Raw genomic sequence first — 25,690 nt, 5'->3', positions numbered from 1 at the left:
CCTTACGGGTGGTTAGGAGACGGCTTCCTGGAGGCGGTCCGCCTGCTTGTCCTTCAGCGCGCCGATGACCGAGAGCGAGGGCCGCTGTCCGAGGACGTCGGCGGCGACCGCGCGGACCTCGTCGGGGGTGACCGCCGCGATCTTCGCCAGCATGTCATCCACGGACATCTGCTCGCCCCAGCAGAGCTCGCTCTTGCCGATGCGGTTCATCAGGGCGCCCGTGTCCTCCAGGCCGAGGACGGTGGAACCGGCGAGCTGGCCGACGGCGCGGCCGATCTCCTCGTCGCCAAGACCGTCCGTCGCCACCCGGTCGAGTTCGTCGCGGCAGATCTTGAGGACGTCGTGCACCTGGCTGGGCCGGCAGCCCGCGTACACGCCGAAGAGTCCGCAGTCGGCGAAGCCCGAGGTGTACGAGTAGACGCTGTAGGCGAGGCCGCGCTTCTCCCGTACCTCCTGGAAGAGGCGGGAGCTCATGCCGCCGCCGAGCGCGGTGTTCAGGACGCCGAGTGCCCAGCGGCGCTCGTCGGTCCTGGCGAGGCCCGGCATGCCGAGGATGACGTGGGCCTGCTCGGTCTTGCGGTTCAGCAGGTCGACGCGGCCCGTGGCGCGCAGTGTGCGGGAGCCCTGGCGGGGCTCCGTGGGGACGGCGTCGGTGCGGTCCAGTGCGCCGGCGCGCTCGAAGGCCCTGCGGACCTGTCGCACGACCGTGGCGTGGTCGACGTTGCCCGCGGCGGCGACGACCAGGTGCGTGGGGTCGTAGTGCTTCTTGTAGAAGCGGGAGATCTGGCCCCGGTTCAGCGCGTTGATCGTGTCGACGGTGCCGAGGACCGGGCGGCCCAGCGGGGTGTCGCCGAGCATGGTGTGCGCGAACAGGTCGTGCACGCAGTCGCCCGGGTCGTCCTCCGTCATCGCGATCTCCTCGAGGATGACGCCGCGCTCGGCGTCGACGTCCTCGGGGGCGATCAGGGAGCCGGTCAGCATGTCGCAGACGACATCGATGGCCAGCGGGAGGTCGGTGTCCAGGACCCGCGCGTAGTAGCAGGTGTACTCCTTCGCCGTGAAGGCGTTCATCTCGCCGCCGACCGCGTCGATCGCGGACGAGATGTCGAGGGCGCTGCGCTTGGCGGTGCCCTTGAAGAGGAGGTGTTCGAGGTAGTGCGTCGCGCCGTTCAGGGTGGGTGTCTCGTCGCGTGAACCGACGTTGGCCCATATCCCGAAGGTGGCGGAGCGTACGGAGGGCAGTGTCTCGGTGACGATCCGCAGACCGCCCGGGAGGACGGTTCGGCGGACGGTTCCGATGCCGTTGCTGCCCTTGAGAAGCGTTTGGGTACGGGCGACGGCCCGCCCCTTCGATGAGGGGCGGGCCGTCGTCACGGAACTACGGGACGTCACTTGTCGGCGTCGTCCTTCTTCTCGTCTTCTTCACCCTCGATGACGGGGATGAGGGAGAGCTTGCCGCGGGAGTCGATCTCCGCGATCTCGACCTGGACCTTGGCGCCGACGCCGAGCACGTCCTCGACGTTCTCCACGCGCTTGCCACCGGCGAGCTTGCGGATCTGCGAGATGTGCAGCAGACCGTCCTTGCCGGGCATCAGGGAGACGAACGCACCGAAGGTGGTGGTCTTGACGACCGTACCCAGGTAACGCTCGCCGACCTCCGGCATGGTCGGGTTGGCGATGGCGTTGATCGTGGCGCGGGCGGCCTCGGCCTGCGAGCCCTGCTGGGCACCGATGTAGATGGTGCCGTCGTCCTCGATCGTGATGTCGGCGCCGGTGTCCTCCTGGATCTGGTTGATCATCTTGCCCTTCGGGCCGATGACCTCACCGATCTTGTCCACCGGGATCTTGACGGTGATGATCCGCGGGGCGTTGGGGGACATCTCGTCCGGGACGTCGATGGCCTCGTTCATCACATCGAGGATGTGGAGGCGCGCGTCACGGGCCTGCTTCAGCGCGGCGGCCAGGACCGAGGCGGGGATGCCGTCGAGCTTGGTGTCGAGCTGGAGCGCGGTCACGAACTGCTTCGTGCCGGCGACCTTGAAGTCCATGTCGCCGAAGGCGTCCTCCGCACCGAGGATGTCGGTGAGGGCGACGTAGTGGGTCTTGCCGTCGATCTCCTGCGAGATCAGGCCCATGGCGATACCGGCGACGGCGGCCTTGAGGGGCACACCGGCGTTCAGCAGCGACATGGTGGAGGCGCAGACCGAGCCCATGGACGTCGAGCCGTTGGAGCCCAGCGCCTCGGAGACCTGGCGGATCGCGTAGGGGAACTCCTCGCGCGTCGGCAGCACCGGCACGATGGCGCGCTCGGCGAGCGCGCCGTGGCCGATCTCGCGGCGCTTGGGCGAACCCACGCGGCCGGTCTCACCGACGGAGTACGGCGGGAAGTTGTAGTTGTGCATGTAGCGCTTGCGGGTCACCGGGGAGAGGGTGTCCAGCTGCTGCTCCATGCGGAGCATGTTGAGGGTGGTGACGCCCAGGATCTGGGTCTCGCCACGCTCGAACAGCGCCGAGCCGTGCACGCGCGGGATGGCCTCGACCTCGGCGGCGAGCGTACGGATGTCCGTGACGCCACGGCCGTCGATGCGGACCTTGTCCTTGATGACCCGCTCGCGGACCAGCTTCTTGGTCAGCGCGCGGTAGGCACCGGAGATCTCCTTCTCGCGGCCCTCGAAGGCCGGGAGCAGCTTCTCGCCGGCGATCTCCTTGATGCGGTCCAGCTCCGCCTCGCGCTCCTGCTTGCCGGCGATGGTGAGCGCCTTGGCGAGCTCGGTGCTGACAGCCTTGGAGAGCGCCTCCAGGACGTCTTCCTGGTAGTCGAGGAAGACCGGGAACTCGCCGGTGGGCTTGGCGGCCTTGGCGGCGAGGTCGGCCTGGGCCTTGCAGAGCGCCTTGATGAAGGGCTTCGCGGCTTCCAGACCGGCGGCGACGACCTCTTCGGTCGGGGCCTCCGCGCCGTCCTTGACGAGCTGGATGGTCTTCTCGGTGGCCTCGGCCTCGACCATCATGATCGCGACGTCGCCGTCATCGAGGACGCGACCGGCGACGACCATGTCGAAGACGGCGTCCTCGAGCTCGGTGTGCGTCGGGAAGGCGACCCACTGGCCCTTGATCAGGGCGACACGCGTGGCGCCGATCGGGCCGGAGAAGGGCAGGCCCGCCAGGATCGTGGAGGCGGAGGCGGCGTTGATCGCGACCACGTCGTACAGGTGGTCGGGGTTGAGCGCCATGATCGTCTCGACGATCTGGATCTCGTTGCGCAGGCCCTTCTTGAAGGAGGGGCGCAGCGGGCGGTCGATCAGACGGCAGGTGAGGATCGCGTCCTCGGAGGGGCGGCCCTCCCGGCGGAAGAAGGAGCCGGGGATCTTGCCGGCCGCGTACTGCCGCTCCTCGACGTCCACCGTGAGGGGGAAGAAGTCGAGCTGGTCCTTGGGCCGCTTGGAAGCGGTGGTGGCCGACAGCACCATGGTGTCGTCGTCCAGGTACGCGACGGCGGAGCCGGCGGCCTGCTTGGCCAGGCGGCCCGTCTCGAAGCGGATGGTGCGGGTGCCGAAGGTTCCGTTGTCGATAACGGCCTCGGCGTAGTGGGTCTCGTTCTCCACTAGTGATTTCTCCATACTCGTCGTCTTTCGTCCTGCCGCCCGTGTGGCGGAGGACGGTGCGGAGAAGCGCACCCTGTGTGCGGGCCGGTCTTCGATCGAAGCTCCCGGGCGTTGCCCCGGGGGCCACTACCGAGGACCGGCGGCGGCCGTGGGGCGCCTCTCCTCGTTCTGTTGTCGTGCGTCCAGGTTACTGAGCACTGCCCGGGTCACGCACGTACACGTACAGCAAAGGGAGCGGCCCCCTGGAATCGGGGTACCGCTCCCTCCCACAGCGTCCTTACTTGGCGCCGCCGGCCGCACCACGGCGGATGCCGAGGCGGTCGACGAGCGCACGGAAGCGCTGGATGTCCTTCTTGGCCAGGTACTGCAGAAGACGGCGACGCTGGCCGACGAGGATCAGCAGACCCCGGCGGGAGTGGTGGTCGTGCTTGTGCGTCTTGAGGTGCTCCGTCAGGTCCGAGATCCGGCGGGAGAGCATGGCGACCTGGACCTCGGGGGATCCGGTGTCACCCTCCTTCTGGGCGAACTCGGACATGATCTGCTTCTTCGTAGCGGCGTCGAGCGGCACGCGTACTCCTCTTGGTGTTCGATGCGCCCACGAGTGCCCCTGGTCTTGATCTCAGGGGAGCTTCCATGACTCGGAGGCGAAGGTCCGATGAGCGCAGCCCCCAGGATGATCCGGGGACGCGTACACAAACGGCCACTGGTCAGAGTACCAGTCGTTCGGGGCGCCCCCGACGGGCCTCAGCTGGTGAGCGCCCGGATCGAGTGGTACACGTCGAAAACGGCGAGGCAGAGCGGCAGCAGCGTCAGGAGCACGAAGGCCTCGGCGACCTCCAGGAAGCGCCCCCAGAACGGGGTGACCCCCTTGCGCGGCACGATCAGCCCGATGGCGGTGATGAGCGCGGCGACGCCGGCGACCGCGGCGGTGAGCCAGATCGTACGGATGTCGAGTCCCGCGCTGTCGCCCCTGAGCGCGTCCCGGAACAGCTCGACCGGCGGGTTGAGCGAGAGCCCGAGGCCGAGGAGCACGAGCGCGGCGAGGCCGGCCCCCAGGGCGCAGCCGACCTGCGCGGTGTAGCGGAACAGATGGGCGCGCATCAGCATCGCGGCTCCGGTGGCGAGAGCCAGCAGCTGGCCCCAGACGCTGTCGGAGAAGCCGAGCACCGCCGCGGCGCCCACGGCCACCAGGGCGCATCCGCCGACCAGGCCGAGGAGCAGTTCGTGGCCGCGCCGCGCCTGAGCGGTGATGCGGTCGGCGTCGACGGGGCCCTGCGGGGCCGGCTCGGACGTGCCGTAGTCACCGGCGGTGGTGCGGGGCGGCTCGAAGCCGATCGGGAGGCGGGCGAAGCGGGTGGAGAGTCCGGGGAGGAAGGCGAGGAGACCCACAGAGAGGGGCGCGCACACGGCGGCGGTCTCGGCCGGGGCCATGCCGGTCATGATCGCGATGAAGGTGACCAGTACGCCGATGGCGGAGGCGAACACGAACGCGACGAAGGTGCCGTCGCCCTGGGGCGCCGCGATCATGAGGATCACCGAGGCCACCAGCACGGCGGCGCAGGCGAGCAGGAACTGGAGCCTGCCGATGCCCTGGCCCGCGCTGAGGGGCAGCAGCCCGGCACCGGCGACCGCGGTGCTGGTGAGGGCGCCGATCCCGAGCGCGATGGACGACCCGCGGTCCGCGTAGACACGCGCGCGTACGCACGCAAGCGCGAGAAGGAGCAGGGCTGTGACGGCGGCCAGGATGCCCGGCAGCCCGTGCATGTCGTGCCGGATGTCGGAGGTCCACAGCACGAAGCTCAGCAGGGCCAGCAGGACCGAACCGCCGAAGAGGCCGGCCGAGCGCATGAGGCTGTCGCCCCAGAGGGTGCGGTCCCGGGCGACGGCGGTGGCCACGGCGTCGGAGACGTCGTCGAAGACCGCGGGGGGCAGTGACTCGGCGAAGGGCCGCAGGGACAGCAGCTCGCCGTCGAGGATGCGCTGGCCGGCCAGGGTGCGCCCGCTGTCGAGCACGGTGCCGTCACGGCGCACCAGGTGATAGCCGACCGGGGCGTCCTGGGCCGGGCTCTGCCCCGACAGCCGGAGGATCTCCGGGTAGAGGTCGGCGACGGGGATGTCCTCGGGCAGCGCCACATCGACGCGGCTGTCGGGCGCGACGACCGTGACGCGGCAGAAGCCGGTCGCGTTGCCGGCGGGTACTCCGGGACCCGGCCGGCCTGATCCGGTGGCCGCCGTTTGGGCCGTCGTAGTCACGTGCTGCTCCCCCTCATGATTCTCCTGGACCTCCCGTGGCACGCACCCCTGGATCGCGGGCTTCCGCAGCGTCCCGAATGACCCGTTTTTTTGCGGTAGTTAGCGGATGCGTACACGCGTCGCGACACCCTACCGCCCTCGGGTCGCCGGGTACGGTCGCCGGGTACGCCAGTAGGATCCTCCCGCGGACGGAGCCCGTCGCCACGGGGGCGTCGATAGGAACAGTTCCGTCCGGCAAGGGAATTGGTGAGCTGTGAGCCAGATTGTCGTCAAGCGCCCACCGCGGGCCCTCCCCTCCGAAGTTCCGGGCGAGCAGGTGCAACTGCAACCTCCGCCGGAGTTGCCCCGCGGGCAGCAGGAGGGCGTGATGATGCAGCTGCTGCCGATGCTCGGCATGGGTGGCTCCGTCGTCTTCTTCTTCATGACGCCGAACCCGATCATGCGGATCATGGGCATGGTCATGATCGCGTCGACGGTCGCGATGGCGATTTCGATGGTCATCCGCTTCCGGCGCGGCACCCAGGGCCAGCTGGCGGACATGCGGCGCGACTATCTGAAGTATCTGACGCAGACCCGGCGGGCCGTGCTGAGGACCGCCAGGCAGCAGCGCGACGCGCAGTTCTACCTCCACCCGTCCCCCGAGCAGCTGTGGGCGCTCGTCGCCGAGGGCAGCCGGGTGTGGGAGCGCCGCGTCGGGGACGCGGACTTCGCGCACGTACGCATCGGGCTGGGCAGCCAGGAGCTCGCCACGCCGCTCGTCGTGCCCGACACCGCGCCGGTCGATGAGCTGGAACCGCTGACGGCGGGCGCCATGCAGCAGTTCCTGACGACCCACAGCACGCTGGACGGGCTGCCGATGGCGGTCTCGCTCCGCGCCTTCTACCACCTGACGATCAGTGGCGACGCGGAGTCCGCGCGGGCCACGGCCCGCGCGATGGTCGGGGCGCTCGCCTCGCTGCATTCGCCCGAGGATCTGATCATCGCCGTCGCGACCGGCCGCGAGGCCGCTCCGCGCTGGGAGTGGACGAAGTGGCTCCCGCACCTCCAGGTGCCGGGCGCCATCGACGGCGCCGGCAGCCGCCGTCTGATCACCACGAGCGTCGCCGAGCTGGAGGAGCTGCTCGCGGGCCGCCTCGACGGGCGCCCCCGCTTCCAGCCCGGCGGCCAGCCCATCCTCGACCAGCCGCACGTCGTGGTCGTGCTCGACGGCCAGTCCGTACCGCCGACGTCCGCGCTCGCGTCGGCGGAGGGCCTTCAGGGCGTCTCGGTCGTCGAGATCGTCGGCGGCGAGGTCACCGGGGCGCGCGGCGGCCTCTCCATCGTGGTGGACCCCCGCTCCCTCCAGCTGGAGTCGGGGCACGGCCTGGTGTACGACGGCCTTCCCGACCTGCTGAGCATCGAGGCCGCGGAGGCCCTGGCACGGCAGCTGGCCCCTCTCCACGTGGCCTCGGGCGGGGACGACGACGAACCGCTGCTCGCCAATCTGGAGTTCACCGATCTGCTGAATCTCGGTGACGCCGCATCGGTCGACGTCAGCAGGACCTGGCGGGCCCGCTCGCAGGCGGAGCGGCTCCGGGTCCCGATCGGCGTGGGCGAGGACGGCGCCCCCGTGATGCTGGACCTCAAGGAGGCGGCGCAGGAGGGCATGGGGCCGCACGGTCTGTGCGTCGGCGCCACCGGCTCGGGCAAGTCCGAGCTGCTCCGTACGCTCGTACTCGGGCTCGCCGTCACCCACACCTCGGAGACGCTGAACTTCGTCCTCGCCGACTTCAAGGGCGGCGCCACCTTCGCAGGCATGGCGCAGATGCCCCACGTGGCCGCGGTGATCACCAACCTCGCGGACGACCTGACGCTGGTGGACCGCATGGGCGACTCCATCAGCGGTGAGCTCAACCGCCGCCAGGAGATGCTGCGCGACGCGGGCAACTACGCCAACATCCACGACTACGAGAAGGCGCGCGCGGCGGGTTCACCCCTGCAGCCCATCCCGTCCCTCGTCCTGGTCATCGACGAGTTCAGCGAACTGCTCACGGCCAAGCCTGACTTCATCGAGATGTTCGTGCAGATCGGCCGTATCGGCCGTTCGCTGGGCGTCCATCTCCTGCTGGCCTCGCAGCGCCTCGAGGAGGGGCGGCTGCGCGGGCTCGAGACCTATCTGTCGTACCGGATCGGTCTGCGGACGTTCTCCGCGGGCGAGTCCAGGTCCGCGCTGGGCGTGCCCGACGCCTACCACCTGCCCAATGTTCCCGGTTCCGGCTATCTGAAGTACGGCACGGACGAGATGGTGCGCTTCAAGGCCGCGTACGTCTCCGGGGTGTACCGCTCGGGTGCCGAGCCCGCCGTGTCCTCCGGGCCGCTGCCGGTGGACCGCAGGCCCGTGGTCTTCACGGCGGCTCCGGTGCCGGTGCGCTATGTGCAGCCGACGGCCCAGGCGGGCGTGCCCGATGCCCGTAGGTCCGAGGACGACGCCCTGGCCGACACGGTGCTCGATGTGATCGTGCGCCGTCTTGAGGGCCGAGGGGCCTCCGCGCACCAGGTGTGGCTGCCCCCGCTGGACAATCCGCCGTCGCTGGACGAGATCCTGCCGGGACTCTCGGCGGTGGAGGGCCGCGGGCTGACCCAGCCGGGGTTCGAGGGATCGGGGCGGCTCGTCGTACCGCTGGGTGTGGTCGACAAGCCGTACGAGCAGCGCCGCGACACGCTGTACCGGGACTTCTCCGGCGCGGCGGGCCACATGCAGATCACCGGTGGCCCGCAGTCGGGCAAGTCCACGCTGCTGCGCACGCTCATCGCGGGCTTCGCCCTCACCCACACCCCCCAGGAGGTCCAGTTCTACGGGCTGGACTTCGGCGGCGGCGGTATGGCCTCGGTCTCGGGGCTGCCCCATGTCGGAGGGGTCGCCTCCCGTCTGGACCCCGAGCGGGTACGCCGTACGGTCGCCGAGGTGTTCGGGATCATGGCGCGCCGCGAGGAGTACTTCCGCAGCGCGGGCATCGACTCCATCGCCACCTTCCGGAGGCTGCGGGCGCGCGGCGAGATCTCGGTGACGGACCAGCCGTGGGGTGACGTCTTCCTGCTCATCGACGGCTGGGGCAACTTCCGCACGGACTACGAGGCCCTGGAACCGGCCGCCGTGGACATCGCGCAGCGTGGCCTCGGCTACGGCATCCACCTGATCGTCACGGCGTCACGTTCCATGGAGGTCCGGGCCAACCTCAAGGACCACCTGATGAACCGGCTGGAGCTGCGGCTCGGCGATGTCATGGACTCCGAGCTCGACCGCAAGTCCGCCGTCAACGTGCCCGCGGGCGTCCCCGGCCGCGGTCTCACCCCGGAGAAGCTGCACTTCATGGCCGCGGTGCCGCGGATCGACGGCATCAAGTCCGACAGTGACCTCTCCGAGGCCACGGCCGCCATGAACCAGGAGGTCGCCCGGCACTGGACCGCGGCGCCGGCGCCTGCGGTGCGACTGCTGCCGCGTCAGCTTCCGGCGCATGAGCTGCCGGCGGGCTATGCGCAGCCGGAGCGGGGCATCGCGTTCGGTATCGACGAGAACAACCTGGAGCCGGTCTTCCTGGACTTCGACCGGGACCCGTTCTTCCTGGTGTTCGGCGAGAGCGAGTCCGGCAAGTCCAATCTGCTGCGCCTGCTCATCAAGCAGCTGACCGAGCGGTACGAGGGGAACGAGGCCAAGTTCTTCGTCATCGACAACCGGCGAGCGCTGCTGGACGTCACCCCGGCGACGCACCTGGCCGAGTACGTGCCCATGTCCAACAACATGGAGCACCACGCGGACGCACTGTACGACCTGATGAAGCGCCGCACCCCCTCGTCCGAGGTCACGGCCCGGGAGCTGCGCGAGCGCAGTTGGTGGAGCGGCCCGTCGGTGTACGTGGTGGTCGACGACTACGACCTGGTCTCGACGTCCAGCGGGAACCCGCTGGCGAAGCTGACGGAGATGCTGCCGTTCTCGCGTGACGTCGGCGTGCGGTTCATCATCGCCCGCAGCACGGCGGGCGCGAGCCGCGCCCTGTACGAGCCCTTCATGCAACGCATCCTGGAGCTGGGCGCGCAGGGCCTGATGCTCTCGGGCGACCCCATCGAGGGCGACATCCTCGGCAACGTACGGCCGCGCCCGATGCCGCCGGGGCGCGGGGTGTTCGTCACCCGGCGCCGCGGGAATCCGCTGGTGCAGTCGGGGCTCATGGACGGGGACGGGGACCGGTAGGCGCATCGCGTGTACCGCGTGTATTGCGCGCAGGACCGGGCGGGCGGTGACAGCAGGCGATTACGCGCCACTGTCACCGCCCGCTTCGGCGTGTGCGGCGAGGGCCGAGCAGAATAGATTCCGAAATTCCGGCATCGCGAGTATTGGCTGAAGGGGGTCCCACGCATGGCATGGGCCGAGTGGGAGCAGTTGAAGGCAGATGCAGCCGACAGGGGCGGGGACACGCAGATGCGGCTCAACAAGGCCGAGCCTGGAGGCAGTGGGGCCAAGAAGGGCGACCTCGCCGTCAACCAGACCCACCTTTCGGACGTCCGTGACGAGGCCTCGAAGCTGAACAATCGCTTGTGGAAAGAGGCCCGAGTGGCGGTGCCGACCAGTGAAACGGCCGCAGGCAACCTCACCACTCAGGGGTTCGAACTCGGCGGTGCTCTCCGACACGTGGCGAGCCGGTGGGACGTCCAGCTCAAATCCCTAATGGATGCTTGTGGGCATATCTCGAACCATATGGACTTCACGAAGTACATACACCAGGGGGACGACCAGTACGTGAGAAGCCGGGTCAGCAGCATCACCACGCTCGACCAGGCCTTCGACGACGACAACGCCCCCAAGGGCGAGAAGAACAAGGCGGACAACTGATGGACCTGGAAACCCTGCGCTTCGCCACGTTCGGACAACTGGACTCTGCCGTCACCGACTGGTCGACCATGGTGAGCAACCTCGCTGTCCTGGAAGGGGACGCCCGCGATGGCCTCAAGGCAAAGGCCGACAAAGCCGACTGGTCGGGCGACAACGCCACTGTCACCAAAGGGTTCGTGGACAAGACGGTGCGCGAGTTCACTGACGCCCACAAACAGGCCAAGTCGCTGTGGAACATCCTCAAGGACACACGCAGCGAGTTGAAGGCGTACCAGGGGCAGCTCAACGAGGCCATGGAACGCGGACTGAAGAAGAACATCACGGTGACCACGACTGGCGGAGGCGGGTTCACTGTCTCGATGCGCATCGGCCCCAGCAGCACGGGAGCGGCCGTTTCCAACGTCGGCGAGAGTGACGTCAGCGCCCTCCGCGACGAGATCCAGAACATCCTCGACAAAGCGACCGAGAGCGACCACACGGGCTCCGTGGCCCTCAAGGCCCTGTCGGACCAAGCCGCTCTCGGATTCACAGGCGCCGAGTACAAGGACCGGGACGCTGCGGCCCACGCGATCGAAGAAGCCGACGAACTGTCACGTATCGCAAAGAAGGACCCGGAGGACCTCACGGTCAAGGAGTTCGACCGACTCAACGCCGGGCTGGAGAAGATGGCGGGCGACGAGCTGTTCGCCGCCCGCTTCGCAGAGAACCTGGGGGCCCAGGGGACGCTGGACTTCTGGGCTGGGCTGAACGATCCCCATCACGCCATGGACATCGGCAGGCAGAGGGTCGACCAGTACGACGATCTTCAGAAGAACCTGAGCCTCACTCTGGCGACCGCCAGTCAGAGCGATACACAGGGAATGACGAACTGGAAGCGCGACATGGTGGATCTCGGCAGCCAGCCGATTTCCAAGAATTCCGGCACTCTGGGCTTCCAGGTGATGAGCAACTTGATGCGATGGGGAAACTATGACAACAAGTTCCTCGACGACTACGGAAACGAGCTCATCAAGACCGAGAAGAAGTTCACCGACAACGGACGTCACGGCGCCTGGACGCCCATGGGGATGGATCCTCTCCTCAACCGGACGGGATCCGACTCGGGGTCGGACCCGATGACCGGCTTCATGGAAGCGCTGTCGAACAGCCCTGACGCTGCTACAGAATTTTTCAACGACACCTTCGTGACGAAGGATGAGGATCACGAGTTCAAGGAAGATGCTGATGGGAACGGGAAAAGAGAGATGAGGGAGCTCAGCAACTTCGACTATCTCTTCGAGGAGCGCGACTGGCCGGAGGACCAGAACGACAAGGGAGACGACAGCATCGCCGGCCAGAATGCCATGGCGTTGGCCCTGGAAGCGGCGACGACCGGGCACCCTGCAGGGGAAATACCAGCGGCGGGCCTGCCGGCTCATAACGCGAGTCAAGCAAAGCTGATGGAGGATCTCACCGCCTCCATCTCGGAAGATCCGGAACGCTTGACCGAGCGTGGATACATGTCCGACAGCGTCGGCCAGATTGTGTCTGAGTATCTACCTGACATCAACAGGGCGACCACCGACGCCGGCGAAGAGAACACGAGTGTTCCGAAACTCTTCCCGATCGCTGGCCACGCAGCGGATCTGGAACACACGGATGTAACTCGCCTGCTGGTGAGCCTGGGGCAGAACCCGGAAGGCTACAGCGCTGTCGAAGTGGGCCAGAAATCGTATATGGCCAGCCTCCTCGACTACCACCTGAATCCCGACCTCCCCGATGACCAGAAGTACCCACACTCCACAGAGGAAACAATCAAGGAAATTACTCGCAGATCAGGTGAGATCGGGGGGACTCTCGCCATCGGACGTCAGGAGGCTGTACTGGGCGAAGCGAACGAGGCTGACGGCGACTTCGAGCATGCAGTAAATCAAAAGAAGGGAATCGCCTCAGGCGTCATTGGCACTGGCGTGGGTGTCGGGACCAGCTTTATCGCCAGCCCGATCGTGGGGGCGGCAGTGGGAGGAGCGGCAGGGACTGTGAGCGGGGCAGTCCTGGAACAGCTCTTCAAAGATACCGAGCCAGAAAATATGAAAGAGGCAGGAAAAACAGTAGGGGAGCTTTGGGAAGACAGCACGGAGAGAAACACTGAGCTTGCCAGGATTGCAGCAGACGGCGCCGGCAAGACACACAAATCGACCGACATAGACCAATTCTCAGAGTGGACACGAGAAGGCACGCGGGACGGATTCAATGACGCCTCCACGGCGGGCCGACAGATGGCCAACGATCTCGAAACCGACATACCCACGTAACCACAAAAAAAGCAATTACCCAATTTGGAAAATCATTGCATCAGTCTACCGCGTTCCCACATTCCACACTCGAGGGACTTGACATGGAAATATCACCACTGGACAGGTTCATCAGCCGAAGATTTCTCTACTCAATCTTTTGGGCAACAATCGTTGCCGTATTCAGCTCGTCCTGCTCAGTGCCCGAAAAGTCATACGAGACGCCGTCCTCACTCTGCGGTAAAACCGTTTCTCGCGATCTTCTAGATCCCCTCATGCCCCCTGGGGATAAAGTGTCCGTAGTGTCGCGCAATACCACAGAAGGAATCAGAAGGTGTCGCGTCTACGTGGATGATAAGGAGGTTCTGTCAGCAAGCTCAGAATGGCTCAGCAAGGATAAGTCATTGCTCGATGTCGCCGCCATGGCAAATAACGGCGTCGATCTCAACGACAAGAAGACAGCAGATGGGAACTACATTTACTCGGCCACGGGGGCGGTGGGGGAGGTTGTATGCTCTACGCCCCCGACACCTGGCGAGCGAGTGTTCGCAAGTATTAGAATTTCGGGTGGGAAGCCCAATTCCCAGGCACTCAAAGATCTTATTCGCGAGTACACAGAGAAGCTCAAAAATTCCGACCACTGCTCGTACTGAACTTGATCCGGTGATGTCGGGCTGTTCACCGAACATCGTGCTGGTGGCTTCGGTAGTCCTGGTGGGGTGAGATATCCGCAGGGCGGCGGCTTGACCGACGCCGAGAGAGCTTTGCGAGAGCGGGTCCGGGTCCAGGCCGTGGCTGGCTTCGAGGCTGGCGAGAAGAACCGGGAGATCGCTGCCACGTTGCGGGTCTCGGAGCGGTCGGTGGAACGCTGGCGGCGCCAGTGGCGCGAGGAGGGACCGGCCGGGGTCGTGTCGAAGGGCTCACCTGGCCGGCCTCGGCTTTCCGACGCGTAGATGTCCAAGTTGGAGCGTGAGTTGGAGCGTGGCCCGCTGGCCCATGGGTGGGCCGACCAGCGGTGGACGCTGGCCCGGGTGCAGACGCTGGTCGGCCGCATGTTCCACGTTTCGTACACCTGGAGGGCACGTGGCAGCTGCTGCGGCGGCACGGCTGTCCTGGCAGCAGCCCGCCCGCCGCGCGATCGAGCGCGATGACGACGCGGTGGAGTTGTGGCGGCGGGTGGTCTGGCCGCGGGTAAGAGCACCGCCGGTGAACAACGCCTGGGTGGTCTTCGAGGACGAAGCCGGCCAGTCGATGACGCCGCCAGGGATCCGGTCGCTGGTCAAACGCGACATCGGCAACCTCGCCGCCGCCAACCTCAATCAGGTAACCCGAGCCGTCAAACGCAAGCTCAAGATGATCCAGTACCGCCCGCATCTGATCGACGGCTGCCTCGCCGGCGCCGGCATGACCCTCGGCTGACGGACACAGGGCCGTCGTCCGGACTCCGCGCTCAGTCGGGTGCGTTGCGGGAGTCCTGTGCCTGGAGCACGAGAGAACTCCACCGGACACCGTCCCGACCGTGGAGATCGGAACGCTCACTGCTCAGGAGCGTCCGCAAGCCGTGTGTTGCACCCAGCTCGACTGTCTCAGCAGCGGACACGTCGAACATGTGGCGCCCATCAGGCACAGGACCATGGCGAAGGCTGACGAAGAATCGGCCGTCAGGCATCAGCAAGGCTGAGATCCTGGCCATCGCCTGTCCACGTTCCTCAGCATCCAGATGCATCCATACCGCAGTAGCGAAGACCGCATCGAACCGGCCTGGGCACTGGCGAAGCGCAAGGGTGGGCATAACGTCGTCAACCCACTCGATTGCACTGCCTGCGTGGATTCGCTGCCCATGCACCCGTAGCTCCGCCGTCGGCTCGACGGCCACAACACTGTGCCCCAGGGCTGCCAACGCGGCCGCATCACGCCCCGTGCCTGCACCGATGTCGAGGATCCGTGCATGCCCGGCGGGCACCAGGCTCAGCACGTCACGGTGGACCTCACCAAAGGTGACCTCCTCGTATTGCACCGCCAGCACGTCCGCCGCTCGCGCATACCCAGCGGTTCCCCTGGCCTGCCCGACACTGTCTCCGTCGGCGCCCAATCGATCACGCATGGCCAAAGCGTACCGACCCTCAGCATCACTCTGCCGTATGGTCGCGGCTACTGGAGCACTCCATCGGCCACGAAGCCCGACATCACGCGTTCAAGTTCATTGGCAGAGGCTCCCGGCAGCCGAGAGCACCGGACCCGGAAGGGGTGCGGCAGCCTCGCCAGTCGTCCGCCGTCGCCCCAATGGCCATCCCCTCGCGGCTCCATCGATCGCGTACGGCGCGAAGCGCACGGCGATGAACCGGCCCCCCGAAGCCCGAAGGGCCTGGCGAGCCGACCTCGCCGTCCGCAACGGTGTGCTCGGCCGTCCTGGGGCCTGCGTCGCCCCCGCACTTGCACGCTCCACCCGGGGGCCAGGTGAAACTCGAACTAGCAAGAGGCGCTTTCGGGCCAACTCCGCGACGAGATCGATCAAGCACGAACACTGCGTAATCAACCGCTTCCGCACCTCTCACGCGTGCCGGGAACCCAGCTGGACACCTGTCCCCAGGCTGGAAAGGACTGTCGTTCACGAGCCAACCAGGCTGGAAACCGCTGTACCCGTTCCCCCTACACCTTGCTAACTTCCGGGTCTCAGAGGCATTGAAAAGCACATGCGAAAGGGCGGTACATGACCTCCCCAGCTCCAGCGCCGAAGATCCCTCAGCTATGGGTTCCGCTCCCCTCGGGAATCCATCCCAGTTGGCGCGAGATCGACGAACGCTCGGCCGCCTGGTTGGACCGATTCGGCCTCTACTCCGACCGAGCGCAACGCGATCGGCTGACACGGATCTCCGTGGGCGAGATCACCAGCCGCGGCGCCCCCTCCGGACGTGTGCCGGCGTTGCAGTGGACCTCGGACTTCCTGATGTGGCTCTTCGCCTTCGACGACGAGTTCTGCGACGAAGGGCCGGTCGCGGCCTCCCCGGACGCCACGCTGCTCATCATCACGAAGCTCCAGCGCATCGTCGAGGTCCCCTGGGCGGCGCCCACCGACGACAACTACAGCGCGGCGCTGCGTGAATTACGTCTGCGACTCGACGAATTGACCACGCCCGTACAGACCGCCCGCTGGTCCGCCGGCTTCCGCGCCTACCTCCAGGGCCAGATCTGGATGGCCGCCAACAGCGCCCAGGGGCGGGTGCCCACCCTCTCCGACCACCTGGCTGTCCGGCTCGACTCCTCCGGGGTCAAGATCTTCTCGACCCTCAGCGAGATCATCCACGGATACGACCTCCCGGCGGCGGATTACGAACGCCACGACATCCGTGGGTTCGTCGAGGTCTTCGCCTCGATCATCGGCTGGTCCAACGACCTGGTCTCGTACCACAAGGAACGCGAACGCAGCCAGGACGGCTACGGCAACATCGTCGACCTGATCGCGTACGAGCAAGGATGCACGCTCGATGAGGCGGTCAGCGAGACCGCCATGATGCACACCCGCGCCATGGCGCTCTACCTCCGCCTGCGCGACCAGATCCTGCGGGACGCCGGCCCTGAACTGCAACGCTGGATCACGGACTGCGACTCCTGGATCCGCGCCGACTACGACTGGTCCCTGACCACGAATCGCTACGTCAATCCGGAGAACCCAGCCGACCTTCCCGCCGGCAGCGCCGCCGCACCCTTCCAGGAGCGGGAAGCGGACCAGCCTCTGCCGATCGCCAGCATCGCCTGGTGGTGGGATCTCGTGAAGGACTAGTCACCGCAGGCTCGACGTCATCTCGTTCGGTACGGCCAGCAGGCTGTCGGCCGTACCGGATTAGTTGCGGTGGCTTCCCCGGCAGGCGCTCCCCGTGGGCGGCGGCAAGGAGCGGGCCAGGAGGCTGCCCCGCCGCTCTCGTTCAGACCGATGAGCCAGCTGCAAGCGTGGTGAATGCCGACCAGGCACCCAGGGATACGGCCAGTGGACGCGTCTGCGTACATTTCGAGTCCCGGACGAGGACGGTCGCGTGGTGTGCCGCTACTTCGACGCAGTTGTCGCCCTCGCTCCCGCTGTAGCTGCTCTTGAACCATTCCCGCTCGGCGGTGTTCATAGCGCTCCTCGCATCTGTTCCAGCAGGCTGATCGTGGCCCTGCAGTCAAGGGCCTGCGAACGCAGCTTGCCATAGCGTTGGAGTAGAACGCTTACGTCCTTCGGTGCCGTGAGCAGGCTGCTCGACCGCTGCCCCTCGGTGTATCCGGCCCACTGGTGCTCAGGGGTCTCGGCCAAGTACATGTGCCCGTCGACTCCGCAGTGGTCCTCCTGCCGCAGGGGCATGATCTGAATCTCGACGTTGCGCAGCCTGCCAACGGACAAGAGATGATCGATGCTGGCCCGTGTGACTTCGTCGCCGCCCAAGCTCCGTTCCAGGACGGCCTGTTCAATGATGAAACTGAACGCAGTGTTGGGCTTTTGCTGGATGACTTGCTGCCGGTCGAGTCGGGCAGTGACCTCCCGCTCCAGCTGCTCCTCGGTGACCGGCGGCAACCGTCGCTCGAAGATCGCCCTGATGTACGCCTCCGGCTGCAGCAGCCCCGGGATCGCCCGGCACTCGTACGCGTACAAGGTGATCGCGTCCTCCTCGATCCCAGCCCACTGCCGGAACCACGACGCCAGCCCCACCTTCCGCGTGAGGCTCCTCGCCGCCGCCACCAACACCCGCGCCGCCGTTGCCCCCAGTACCCCCTCCGAGCGATCCAGCAGGTCCCTCGGGGGGAACCGCTTCCCCTGCTCGATCTTGGCGATATACGCCGCCGAGTACTGGACCAGCGGCGCGAACTGCTCCTGGGTGAGGTGAGCCTCGTCCCGGAGCGCCTTCAGCACCGCCCCGAACGTCTTGAGGCTGTCCGACAGCTCCGGCTCGCTGCTGGCCGCGTCCCCGGCCCCGTTGTCCGACCGCATAGCCACCGTCCACCCTTCCGTGCCCGTACCCGTGCCCGCTCAGCGCTGGACCCGACCGTGCTGCCTGGTACAACGCTGACGCCCCCCATGGTCACGGGCAGCTACCCACCCAGTCCGCGCGGTCAACCCATACAACGGATTCTGTATCAGGGCGGGCCCTGTGGGCCTTCGGTCACGTCCGAGTCACTCCCCCGGTGTGGGGCTTCGCACTGGATAAGGGAACTGTCGTTGCCGCGTGATTCGCCCTGACGCCTCTCAGGCCCGGCCGGCGAGAGGCCGCCAGGCGTTCCAGGTGTCGAGTCGCTGTCGGTAGGCGGCTTCCACCACGGGATAGGGATACTCACCGAGGAACAGCCGCAGAGGCGGTTCCTCGGTGTCGACCAGTTGGAGGATGACGTCTGCGGTCGACTGCGGATCCTGTGGTGCGCGGGCGGTGGCACCGGCCCGGCGCGCCTCGCGGACCGGTTCGTACGCGGCGATGGGCTCCGTGTGCACCGCGGACGAACCGGACCAATCGGTGCCGTAGGGGCCGGGCTCCACGATCGTGACGCGGATGCCGAGCGGACCGACCTCCTGGGCGAGTGCCTCGCTCATCCCCTCCAGCGCCCACTTGGACGCGTTGTACAGGCCGAGGGTCGGGAAGGCGGCGAGGCCGCCGATGCTGGAGACCTGCACGATGTGACCGCTCCCCCGGGCACGCAGGAACGGCAGTGCGGCCTGCGTCACCCACAGCGGGCCGAGCAGGTTGGTGTCGATCTGGGACCGGGCCTGTTCCTCGGTGGTCTCCTCGACCATGCCGAACAGGCCGTAGCCGGCGTTGTTCACCACCACGTCGAGATGGCCGAAGGCATCTGCGGCGCACTGCACGGCGGCGGTGACCGCGGGCCGGTCGGTGACGTCGAGGCGGAGCGCCAGGACGCTGTCCCCGTAGGCGTCGACGAGGGCTCGCAAGGACTCGGGGCGGCGGGCTGTGGCGGCGACGCGGTCGCCGCGGGCGAGGGCGGCTTCGGCCCAGATCCGGCCGAAGCCGCGGGACGCGCCGGTGATGAACCAGGTCTTCTTCATGCATCGATCCTGTGCTCCCCGCCGGTCCGCAGCCAGCACCCCGGAAGGGTTACCCTCCGGCTATGGCGACCGACAACGTCCTGGGGAAGTTCCTGAAGGCCAGGCGGGGACAGGTTCCGCCCTCCCACGCGGGCCGGCCCATCCCTGGCCGGCGCCGGGTCGCGGGGCTGCGCAGGGAGGAACTGGCCCAGCTGGCCGGTATCAGCGAGCCCTACCTGACCAGGCTGGAACAGGGCGTCGACCGGCACCCGTCACCGCAGGTACTGCGGGCGCTCGCGCGGGCACTGGAGCTGGACGCGGACACCACGGCGTACGTCCTGGCACTCGCCGCCCCGGGTCCGGTACGGGTATCGGAGACCGAGGTCACGCGGGACGTGCACCAGTTGCTCGACGCCTGGGCGGACAGTCCCGCGTACGTACGCAATCGGCGGTTCGACGTGCTGGCCGCGAACAAGCGGGCACGTGCGCTCGCCCCGATGTACGAACCCGGGCACAACCTGGCCCGGGACATGTTCCTCGCCCCCGAGGTCCGTCAACTGCTCCCGGACTGGGCGGAGATCGCCGCTCAGACCGCAGCAGCCCTGCGTGCCGAGGCGGACTCTCGCGACCCCAGGACCGTCCTGCTCGTCGCGGAACTGGAGGCGGACGACGACTTCCGCCGCCTGTGGGCGCGGCACGACGCGCGGCCCTCACGCGACGAGCTCAAACGGTTCGCGCATCCGGTGGTCGGGGAGCTGTCCCTGCGGCGGCAGGCGCTCACCGTGGGTGGTGCCGAGGAGCAGGTCATCATCGTCTACCAGGCGACGCCCGGAAGCCCTTCCGAGGCCGCGCTCGGTCGGCTTCCGTGAGGTAGGAGAGGCTCGGCGGTGCGCATTCAGTGTCGCGGAAGCCGGCCGTGGGCCGAAGCCGGGGCTGCGGGCGCCGCGAACGTCGTCGTGCCTGCCCGCCCAGACGCAGCTCGCTCATTCCTGATGGCGCCACGTCCGCTGCCAGGTGCTCAGGCTCTGCGGCGTTGGCGGGCGAGGGCGAGAGCGGTGGCACCGAGCACGACCGCCACTGCAACTCCGCCGAGGATCAGGACCAGTTGAGTGCTGCTGCCCTGCTCCTTCTCGCTGCCCGCGCCCGCCATAGCGGCGTCATCGGCCCCCGCGCTCTTTGCGGGTTCGGCGGAGGCGGTTGCGGCGGGCGAGGCGGTGGAGCCGGACGTCTTCTCGTGCGTGAGGGGGCTGATGTCCGGGTCGCCGGGATCTCCCGTGCCCTTGAGGATGTTGACCGCCGGACGGATGACACCGTGACCGAGGTAGTCGTTTAGCGTGCCCTTTTCCCAGTCACCTCGACCAGCGGTGTCGAAGAGAAGATTGAGGACCTGGTTAGCTGTCCATTCCAGGTGGGCCGACCAGATCAGGGCAGCGGCTGCTGACGTGATGGCCGTGGCTTGACTGGTGCCGCCTTCAGAGTCGCAGTAATCCTGAAATTTCGAGTCGCACCACAGCGGAATTCCGTCACCCGGGGCCGCAATGTCTACGATTTTTCCATGTTGGGAGTAAGCCGAGGCCGCACCGCTGCTGTCCGTAGCCGCAACGCCAGCAACCTGTGGGTACGCAGCAGGGTACTGCTCCTTGTTTCCCTTTTTCGCATTGTTTCCCACACCTGCAAAGAAGAGCTTCCCCTTGCTCTCGGCGTATGCGACAGCTTCTCGCTCTCCCCTCCCTGGGTAATCGCTAGCAAACGACATACTGATGATCTGCGCATCACTATCTGCCGCAGCACGGATTGCATCTTCAGTATCATCCGCATTTACTGAATTCTCATTCTGAAACTTCGTATCAGTGATCCGCATCGGGATTACCTTCGCGCCTGGCGCGAGACCCTTCAGACCCCCGCCCTCGCCGGTTCCGGCAATAAGCTCAGCCATCGACGTGCCGTGGCCGTCGTAGTCGTCGTACTCATCGCCGTCTGCCCCTGTGGCATCAAACCCCTTGAGGACCTGCCCCTTGAGAGACGGCGTGGTTGGGTTGACCCCGGTGTCGATGACAGCAACCTTGATGCCTTCCCCTGTGGTCGTCTTCCACATCTCCTCGGCATGCATAGGTTCGAGATACCACTGCTTCGACTGCGCATCGGCAGCGACCGCAGAGGGAGCAACCCCTGCGAATCCCACGGTCCAGGCAGCGGCCACAGCCATCGTGCCGAGCAGGCGCCCTCTCCGTCCGAGAGACACACGACGCTTCCGGGTCTGGCCCATTCCTACTGTCATCCTGACTTCCGAACCCTCCCTGCGCCTGCTCGGTCACAGGACTACACCACGACACACGTCAGGGTGGGCACCTCCCGTGCGTGCCCACCCTGGCCTGTTGCTCTTCGGCGAGTCCTAGTCGAAGTTGGCCCTCGCCCGCTTGTCACCAGCGTGGTAGGACGAGCTGGCGTCGCGCACCTTGCGAGAAATCTCCGTCAGGGCGGCGTGGATCCCCTTGGCATCGCGGTCCCAGCTGATCTTCGAGGTGTCGAACGCCGACTTGGCCTCGCCCTGCCAGAGTTCGGACGCGCTGGAAACCACCCGCTTGATGGCCGCAAGGTCTTCGTCGAGCTGCCTGCTCTGCCGATCGATGTCCCCGGCAGCCTGCTCCAGGCTCGCGTAAGTGACAACCATCGTGCCGTCGTTGGTCGGCATACGATCCTCCCCTTCAGTCCAGTTCGGTGTGATGACCCGTACGAGGTACGGGTACGGCAAGGTTTAGAGGTAGTTGATGGCTGACGTCTTGGCCTCCGCGCCGGCCGAGTAGCCGTCGACGACGTCCACGCCCTGGAGCGCCTGCCTGATCTCGTCCTCGTTGTTGCCCGAGATCGTCCGGGCCGCCTTGATGGCTTCCTGGTAGTTGGCCAATCGGACGGCGATGTTGCCCATCCTCTTGTTGATTTCGTCCTGCTTGCCGTTGAACGCGTTGGCCCCGATACCCTTCCAGGCACCTTCCAGGCTGTCGATCGTGGCCTGCAGGTTCTTGACCTGGGCCTTCACGGAGTCGAACCGCGTGCCGAGTTCGTTCTCCAGCTTGAGGAGCATGTCATCTGAGAGCTTCTGATCTGCCATGGTGCTGGCTTCCTTCCTGGTGCTCTTGTTCGGTCCCAGCGTTGCTGCCGGGATGCGTATGAGGACTACGGCCGGTCAGGCGGTACGGCGCTTGCGGACAAGCGCGAAAGCGCCTCCGCCGAGCACGAGCACGACTGCAACTCCGCCGAGAATCAGGCCCAGTTGACTGTCGTCGTTCTTCTCAGTGCTTGAGCCTGCCATAGCGGCGTCGTCGGCCTTGTCCGTCTTCTCAGGCTGTGACGAAGCTGATGCGGATGCGGCAGGCGAGGCAGTGGATCCGGCCGTCTTCTCGTTGGTGAGGGGACTGATGTCCGGGTCACCAGGGGTCCCCTTGCCCTTCAGGATGTTCATGGAAGGACGGATCAGGCCGTGACCGAGGTACTTGCTGAGCGTGTCTTTGTCCCAGTCCCGACTGGCAGTGTCAAAAAGTACGTTGAGGACTTGATTAGCGGTCCAGTCCGGGTGTGCGGACCATACGAGGGCTGCGGAAGCGGAAGCGATAGCCGTTGCCGCACTGGTCCCTCCGTCGCCGTCACAGTAACCCTGGAAATCCGAGTCGCACCACCGCGGAATATCATTTCCAGGGGCGGAAATATCTACAACGCTCCCGTTCTGAGAGTACTCAGCAACCTTGCCATCCCGGTCCGCTGAAGAGACGCCGACTACCTGTGGGTACGCAGCAGGATATTGATCCTTGTTCCTTTCCTCTGCATTATTTCCCACTCCCGCAAAGATCAATTTCCCCTTACCCTCTGCGTACTTGACCGCTTCCCGCTCCCTATCGTCGGCGAAATCGCTAGAAAATGACATGCTAATGATCTGCGCATCACTATCCGCCGCCGCCCGAATGGCATCTGCAGTGTCATGAGCATTCACTGAATGTTCATTCTGGAACTCCGTGTCGGTGATCCGCACTGGAATGATCTTCGCGCCAGGCGCAAGGCCCTGCAGTCCCTCGCCCTTTCCCGTTCCAGCAATCAGCTCCGCCATGGTGGTGCCGTGCCCGCGATAGTCGTCGTACTCATCCCCCTCCGCACCCGTAGCATCAAATCCCTTCAGGACCTGCCCCTTCAGGGATTTGGTTGACGAGTTCACGCCAGAGTCGATAACAGCTACCTTTACGCCTTCACCCGTGGTGGTCTCCCACATCTCCTCGGCTTGCATTGCCCTGAGGTACCACTGCTTCGACTGCGTGTCTGCAGCGTTTGCGGAGGGAGCTGCCCCTGCGAATCCCACGGTCCAGGCAGCGGCCACAGCCATCGTGCCGAGCAGGCGTCCTCTCTGTCCGAGAGACACACGACGCTTCCGGGTCTGGCTCATTCCTGCTGTCATCCTGACTTCCGAACCTTCCCTGTACCTACTCGATCACCGGCGGTGCGGATCCGCGTCGGCCGGCCTCCCAGGTCTCCCTGTCCTCCGTCAGGTAGTCGGGACGCTGCGTGCCGTCGTCCTGGTCCTCGTCTCCGGAGTCCTTGCGACCTGCAGGGCCACGCACAAGGCCCGCGCCACCGGAAGTGAAGCCCTTTGCCCCTCCGCCGGGGCGCACGGCGCCTCCACGGGGTGTGCCCACGACTCCCTTGGTGCTGGGAGTGCCTCGCCCAGTGGGGCGTGCCGCGTTGTTCGCTCCGCCTGCTCCGATCACCGTGCCGTGCGGAACTCCGCGCGCTCCGCCGGGGGCACCCGCGCCCGGAACGGCGCGCTGCGGTGTTCCACCTACGATGCCGCCTCTGCCAGCACGCGGACCGGTGGCTCCTGGCGTTCCTGCACGGTTTGTTGGCGTTGGCCTGCCGCCCGTAATGCCAGAACGGCCGGCATTGGGGTTTTGCGTCCCGCCCCCTGCGCGTCCAGCGGTTCCTGAGGACGAGCCCCCTTGCATGGGTGAGGGGCGCCCCATGGGGGGCTGGCTGCGGCCATTCGCTACAGGGCCGCCTCCTGATCGAGTGCTGCTGTTCCCTGTCTGGCTGATGGTTCTGGGTGCGTTTGGCATTCCCTGGAGCCCCCGTGAAGAACCCTTCGCCATGGGGTTGACAGGGCCGGGGAGCATGAGTGAGGTCGGGCCTCCTCCTGGTGCGGTCGGGCCCGTAGTCGGTGTTGGGGACGGCGTACTGGGAGCGGTCACCGGGGGCACTGGTGGGGCGACACTGTTGATTTCTACCGAAGTGCCCTTGTCCAGGACGGGCTGCACCGCCTCAGGCGCCTCATAGCCACGGCCCCCTGCCACAGAGCCCTTGCTATCAACCACCGAATGGTTCGTCACACTTCCGGAGTCCACAGTGCGTGACGATTCGGAGCCTGTTGACGAGCTTCCAGCGTGGAGAGGCGGCGCGATATAGCCATGCGGCTTAGGCATATCGACATCAAGCTTCTTGTCGAACCGCGGCGGCTCCTGTGCCGCCAGCGTCTCCTCCGAGACCGCGTAGTACGACGCCAGCCGATTGGCCTGGTTGATGGCCTCCTGGCGATCCTTCTCGACCTTCACCGCCGCCGCGTACTCCGGATTTGCCTCAATCTGCGCCGGGCTCTCGATGTCGTCCGGGGCCTTGCGGATGAGCCGACTGTCCCGGGGCGGGAGGGATTTCCGGACCGAGGCGAGGCCCGTCCCCGCCACGGTGATCTGCGTCCCTGCCGTCTGCGCGAACTCGCCGAGCTTCTCGGCATGGGCGACCAAGCCGTTGCCCCAGTCGCGGAAGGCGACTCCGGATTCGCCCTCCCACTCGACGCCCTTGATGAAGTTGCCCAGTTCATGTGCCGCGTCGTTGATCGAGGTCCTTGCTTTCAGCAGTGCCTGACCCGCGTCTTCGAGGTCCTCCGGCTTGGAGTTCTCGATCAGATCGATCAACGCGTTGAGCTGGTGGCCCTCGAAGGACGTCCGACCCGAAGAGCCGGAGCCCCCGAAGCCGAATACCTCCATCACGACCTGCACCTGGCGGTTCACGTCCGTGACAATCAACTGTCCCTCGACGCGCTCCGTGTCCTGCTGCCGTTGCTCCGCAGGGGTCAGGTCGGGCTGCGCCTCGGAACCCGATCCCGGCTTCTTCGGTTCGCTCATTCGGCTGCCCATCCCCCGTCGCTCTGCTTGTCGGCGTTCTGCTCCGGCTTGTTCGCCTTTTCGCCCTGCGCCTTCTCACGCTCCGCGTCCATGTGCGCCTGGATCTCGTAGAACCGCCGCCGTGTGTCCTCGTCCACGTTGTCGAAGCCGACCGCCGCCGCGTGTACGCCCAGGCTCAGGTACTCGATCTGCTCGCCCAGCGACTTCGACAGCGTGACGAGTGACTCGTGGACGCGGTTGTACTGGGCGTAGAGCCCATCTGCTTCCGCAAAGCCCGTGTTCTGGCCGCTGAAGGCGTTGCGCGACACCGTCTGTGCCGCGACCTTCGACTTGCCTGCCGGTGAACTCTCAAGGTCTGCCAGCAACGCGTTCACGCTTTTCTGGAACTTCTCCAGGGCGCCTACCCCGCGTTGGAGATCCCCTGTTCCTTTGCCCACGTTGCTGCCCTTCCCCGTTTCCCCGTTTGCTCAGGCTGTTTCGCGTTGCTATCGCACCCGCGTGAACAGCACTGACCCCATACCATTACTCTA

21 protein-coding genes and 1 pseudogene are annotated in these 25,690 nt (G+C 66.5%); 8 read left to right on the top strand and 14 right to left on the bottom strand.

What is annotated here, in order from left to right; translation table 11 throughout:
• Positions 1-12: 12 nt before the first annotated feature.
• The 4 genes from AB0C75_RS17195 to eccD all read right to left on the bottom strand — a co-directional run bounded on the left by AB0C75_RS17195 (position 13) and on the right by eccD (position 5,855).
• Complete coding sequence (locus tag AB0C75_RS17195; RefSeq protein WP_362891501.1) at positions 13-1,392, bottom strand: pitrilysin family protein; 1,380 nt, start codon at positions 1,390-1,392, stop codon at positions 13-15.
• Entirely contained in the window at positions 1,389-3,602 is a 2,214-nt protein-coding gene (locus AB0C75_RS17190; protein WP_362891533.1) for a polyribonucleotide nucleotidyltransferase, read from the bottom strand. Before AB0C75_RS17190 ends, AB0C75_RS17195 begins: the two co-directional genes overlap by 4 nt.
• A 277-nt stretch (positions 3,603-3,879) precedes the next feature.
• Entirely contained in the window at positions 3,880-4,170 is a 291-nt protein-coding gene (gene rpsO / locus AB0C75_RS17185; protein ID WP_003965855.1) for a 30S ribosomal protein S15, read from the bottom strand.
• A 176-nt stretch (positions 4,171-4,346) separates the two neighbouring features.
• A complete protein-coding gene (gene eccD, locus AB0C75_RS17180) occupies positions 4,347-5,855 on the bottom strand; it encodes a type VII secretion integral membrane protein EccD (RefSeq protein WP_362891499.1) in 1,509 nt (502 codons plus the stop codon).
• Positions 5,856-6,108: 253 nt separating this feature from the next.
• Between eccD and eccCa the strand changes: the two genes are divergently transcribed.
• The 6 genes and pseudogenes from eccCa to AB0C75_RS17150 all read left to right on the top strand — a co-directional run bounded on the left by eccCa (position 6,109) and on the right by AB0C75_RS17150 (position 14,414).
• The gene (eccCa, locus tag AB0C75_RS17175) at positions 6,109-10,083 is read left to right on the top strand and encodes a type VII secretion protein EccCa (RefSeq protein WP_362891497.1); all 3,975 of its coding nucleotides are present in this window, start codon (positions 6,109-6,111) and stop codon (positions 10,081-10,083) included.
• Positions 10,084-10,248: 165 nt separating this feature from the next.
• Entirely contained in the window at positions 10,249-10,722 is a 474-nt protein-coding gene (locus tag AB0C75_RS17170) for a hypothetical protein (RefSeq protein WP_362891495.1), read from the top strand.
• Complete coding sequence (locus AB0C75_RS17165; protein WP_362891493.1) at positions 10,722-13,016, top strand: hypothetical protein; 2,295 nt, start codon at positions 10,722-10,724, stop codon at positions 13,014-13,016. The genes AB0C75_RS17170 and AB0C75_RS17165 overlap by 1 nt, the downstream gene beginning before the upstream one ends.
• Positions 13,017-13,342: 326 nt before the next feature.
• Positions 13,343-13,648: a hypothetical protein gene (locus tag AB0C75_RS17160; RefSeq protein ID WP_362891491.1), complete on the top strand. Its 306-nt coding sequence runs from the start codon at positions 13,343-13,345 to the stop codon at positions 13,646-13,648.
• 66 nt (positions 13,649-13,714) lie between these two features.
• Positions 13,715-14,205 (top strand): annotated as a pseudogene (locus tag AB0C75_RS17155) (winged helix-turn-helix domain-containing protein).
• A complete protein-coding gene (locus AB0C75_RS17150) occupies positions 14,202-14,414 on the top strand; it encodes a hypothetical protein (protein ID WP_362891489.1) in 213 nt (70 codons plus the stop codon). The pseudogene AB0C75_RS17155 and the gene AB0C75_RS17150 overlap by 4 nt, the downstream one beginning before the upstream one ends.
• A gap of 31 nt (positions 14,415-14,445) precedes the next feature.
• On the opposite strand, the gene AB0C75_RS17145 is transcribed toward AB0C75_RS17150, so the two are convergent.
• Positions 14,446-15,099 carry a class I SAM-dependent methyltransferase gene (locus AB0C75_RS17145; RefSeq protein WP_362891487.1) on the bottom strand — a complete coding sequence of 218 codons (654 nt, stop codon included), beginning with the start codon at positions 15,097-15,099 and terminating at the stop codon, positions 14,446-14,448.
• Positions 15,100-15,705: 606 nt separating this feature from the next.
• Between AB0C75_RS17145 and AB0C75_RS17140 the strand changes: the two genes are divergently transcribed.
• Entirely contained in the window at positions 15,706-16,776 is a 1,071-nt protein-coding gene (locus tag AB0C75_RS17140; RefSeq protein WP_362891485.1) for a (+)-(1(10)E,4E,6S,7R)-germacradien-6-ol synthase, read from the top strand.
• A gap of 142 nt (positions 16,777-16,918) precedes the next feature.
• Here the strand turns inward: AB0C75_RS17140 and AB0C75_RS17135 are convergent, their stop codons facing one another.
• The 3 genes from AB0C75_RS17135 to AB0C75_RS17125 form a co-directional block, all read right to left on the bottom strand.
• Complete coding sequence (locus tag AB0C75_RS17135; RefSeq protein ID WP_362891483.1) at positions 16,919-17,110, bottom strand: DUF397 domain-containing protein; 192 nt, start codon at positions 17,108-17,110, stop codon at positions 16,919-16,921.
• Complete coding sequence (locus AB0C75_RS17130) at positions 17,107-17,958, bottom strand: helix-turn-helix transcriptional regulator (RefSeq protein WP_362891481.1); 852 nt, start codon at positions 17,956-17,958, stop codon at positions 17,107-17,109. The genes AB0C75_RS17135 and AB0C75_RS17130 overlap by 4 nt, the downstream gene beginning before the upstream one ends.
• 255 nt (positions 17,959-18,213) lie before the next feature.
• Entirely contained in the window at positions 18,214-19,023 is an 810-nt protein-coding gene (locus AB0C75_RS17125; RefSeq protein WP_362891479.1) for an SDR family oxidoreductase, read from the bottom strand.
• 62 nt (positions 19,024-19,085) lie between these two features.
• Here AB0C75_RS17125 and AB0C75_RS17120 point away from each other — a divergent pair, with 62 nt between their 5' ends.
• Entirely contained in the window at positions 19,086-19,871 is a 786-nt protein-coding gene (locus AB0C75_RS17120) for a helix-turn-helix transcriptional regulator (RefSeq protein ID WP_362891477.1), read from the top strand.
• 149 nt (positions 19,872-20,020) lie between these two features.
• On the opposite strand, the gene AB0C75_RS17115 is transcribed toward AB0C75_RS17120, so the two are convergent.
• The 6 genes from AB0C75_RS17115 to AB0C75_RS17090 form a co-directional block, all read right to left on the bottom strand.
• On the bottom strand, positions 20,021-21,280 hold the full coding sequence (locus tag AB0C75_RS17115; RefSeq protein WP_362891475.1) for a S8 family serine peptidase: 1,260 nt from the start codon (positions 21,278-21,280) through the stop codon (positions 20,021-20,023).
• A 114-nt stretch (positions 21,281-21,394) separates the two neighbouring features.
• Positions 21,395-21,694: a WXG100 family type VII secretion target gene (locus tag AB0C75_RS17110; protein ID WP_362891473.1), complete on the bottom strand. Its 300-nt coding sequence runs from the start codon at positions 21,692-21,694 to the stop codon at positions 21,395-21,397.
• Between the two features lie 63 nt (positions 21,695-21,757).
• Positions 21,758-22,111 (bottom strand): WXG100 family type VII secretion target, encoded by a 354-nt coding sequence (locus AB0C75_RS17105; RefSeq protein ID WP_362891471.1) that lies wholly within the window; start codon positions 22,109-22,111, stop codon positions 21,758-21,760.
• A 75-nt stretch (positions 22,112-22,186) separates the two neighbouring features.
• Positions 22,187-23,443: a S8 family serine peptidase gene (locus AB0C75_RS17100; protein ID WP_362891469.1), complete on the bottom strand. Its 1,257-nt coding sequence runs from the start codon at positions 23,441-23,443 to the stop codon at positions 22,187-22,189.
• A 25-nt stretch (positions 23,444-23,468) separates the two neighbouring features.
• Positions 23,469-25,160 carry a hypothetical protein gene (locus AB0C75_RS17095; RefSeq protein WP_362891467.1) on the bottom strand — a complete coding sequence of 564 codons (1,692 nt, stop codon included), beginning with the start codon at positions 25,158-25,160 and terminating at the stop codon, positions 23,469-23,471.
• On the bottom strand, positions 25,157-25,597 hold the full coding sequence (locus tag AB0C75_RS17090) for a hypothetical protein (protein WP_362891465.1): 441 nt from the start codon (positions 25,595-25,597) through the stop codon (positions 25,157-25,159). Before AB0C75_RS17090 ends, AB0C75_RS17095 begins: the two co-directional genes overlap by 4 nt.
• Positions 25,598-25,690: the final 93 nt, after the last annotated feature.

The organism is Streptomyces sp. NPDC048565 (genome assembly GCF_040650935.1).
Taxonomy (GTDB): domain Bacteria; phylum Actinomycetota; class Actinomycetes; order Streptomycetales; family Streptomycetaceae; genus Streptomyces.
Note: the sequence above shows the minus strand (reverse complement) of the source record. Positions and strands in the feature narration are given on the sequence as shown.

What these genes read in the sequence shown, in the direction of transcription:
- AB0C75_RS17165 (WP_362891493.1), top strand. Translation starts at nt 10,722, where the DNA reads ATGGACCTGGAAACCCTGCGCTTCGCCACGTTCGGACAACTGGACTCT.
- AB0C75_RS17110 (WP_362891473.1), bottom strand. Translation starts at nt 21,694, where the DNA reads ATGCCGACCAACGACGGCACGATGGTTGTCACTTACGCGAGCCTGGAG.
- AB0C75_RS17095 (WP_362891467.1), bottom strand. Translation starts at nt 25,160, where the DNA reads ATGAGCGAACCGAAGAAGCCGGGATCGGGTTCCGAGGCGCAGCCCGAC.
- AB0C75_RS17170 (WP_362891495.1), top strand. Translation starts at nt 10,249, where the DNA reads ATGGCATGGGCCGAGTGGGAGCAGTTGAAGGCAGATGCAGCCGACAGG.
- AB0C75_RS17140 (WP_362891485.1), top strand. Translation starts at nt 15,706, where the DNA reads ATGACCTCCCCAGCTCCAGCGCCGAAGATCCCTCAGCTATGGGTTCCG.
- AB0C75_RS17115 (WP_362891475.1), bottom strand. Translation starts at nt 21,280, where the DNA reads ATGACAGTAGGAATGGGCCAGACCCGGAAGCGTCGTGTGTCTCTCGGA.
- AB0C75_RS17145 (WP_362891487.1), bottom strand. Translation starts at nt 15,099, where the DNA reads ATGCGTGATCGATTGGGCGCCGACGGAGACAGTGTCGGGCAGGCCAGG.
- AB0C75_RS17135 (WP_362891483.1), bottom strand. Translation starts at nt 17,110, where the DNA reads ATGAACACCGCCGAGCGGGAATGGTTCAAGAGCAGCTACAGCGGGAGC.
- AB0C75_RS17105 (WP_362891471.1), bottom strand. Translation starts at nt 22,111, where the DNA reads ATGGCAGATCAGAAGCTCTCAGATGACATGCTCCTCAAGCTGGAGAAC.
- AB0C75_RS17130 (WP_362891481.1), bottom strand. Translation starts at nt 17,958, where the DNA reads ATGCGGTCGGACAACGGGGCCGGGGACGCGGCCAGCAGCGAGCCGGAG.
- AB0C75_RS17120 (WP_362891477.1), top strand. Translation starts at nt 19,086, where the DNA reads ATGGCGACCGACAACGTCCTGGGGAAGTTCCTGAAGGCCAGGCGGGGA.
- AB0C75_RS17125 (WP_362891479.1), bottom strand. Translation starts at nt 19,023, where the DNA reads ATGAAGAAGACCTGGTTCATCACCGGCGCGTCCCGCGGCTTCGGCCGG.
- AB0C75_RS17100 (WP_362891469.1), bottom strand. Translation starts at nt 23,443, where the DNA reads ATGACAGCAGGAATGAGCCAGACCCGGAAGCGTCGTGTGTCTCTCGGA.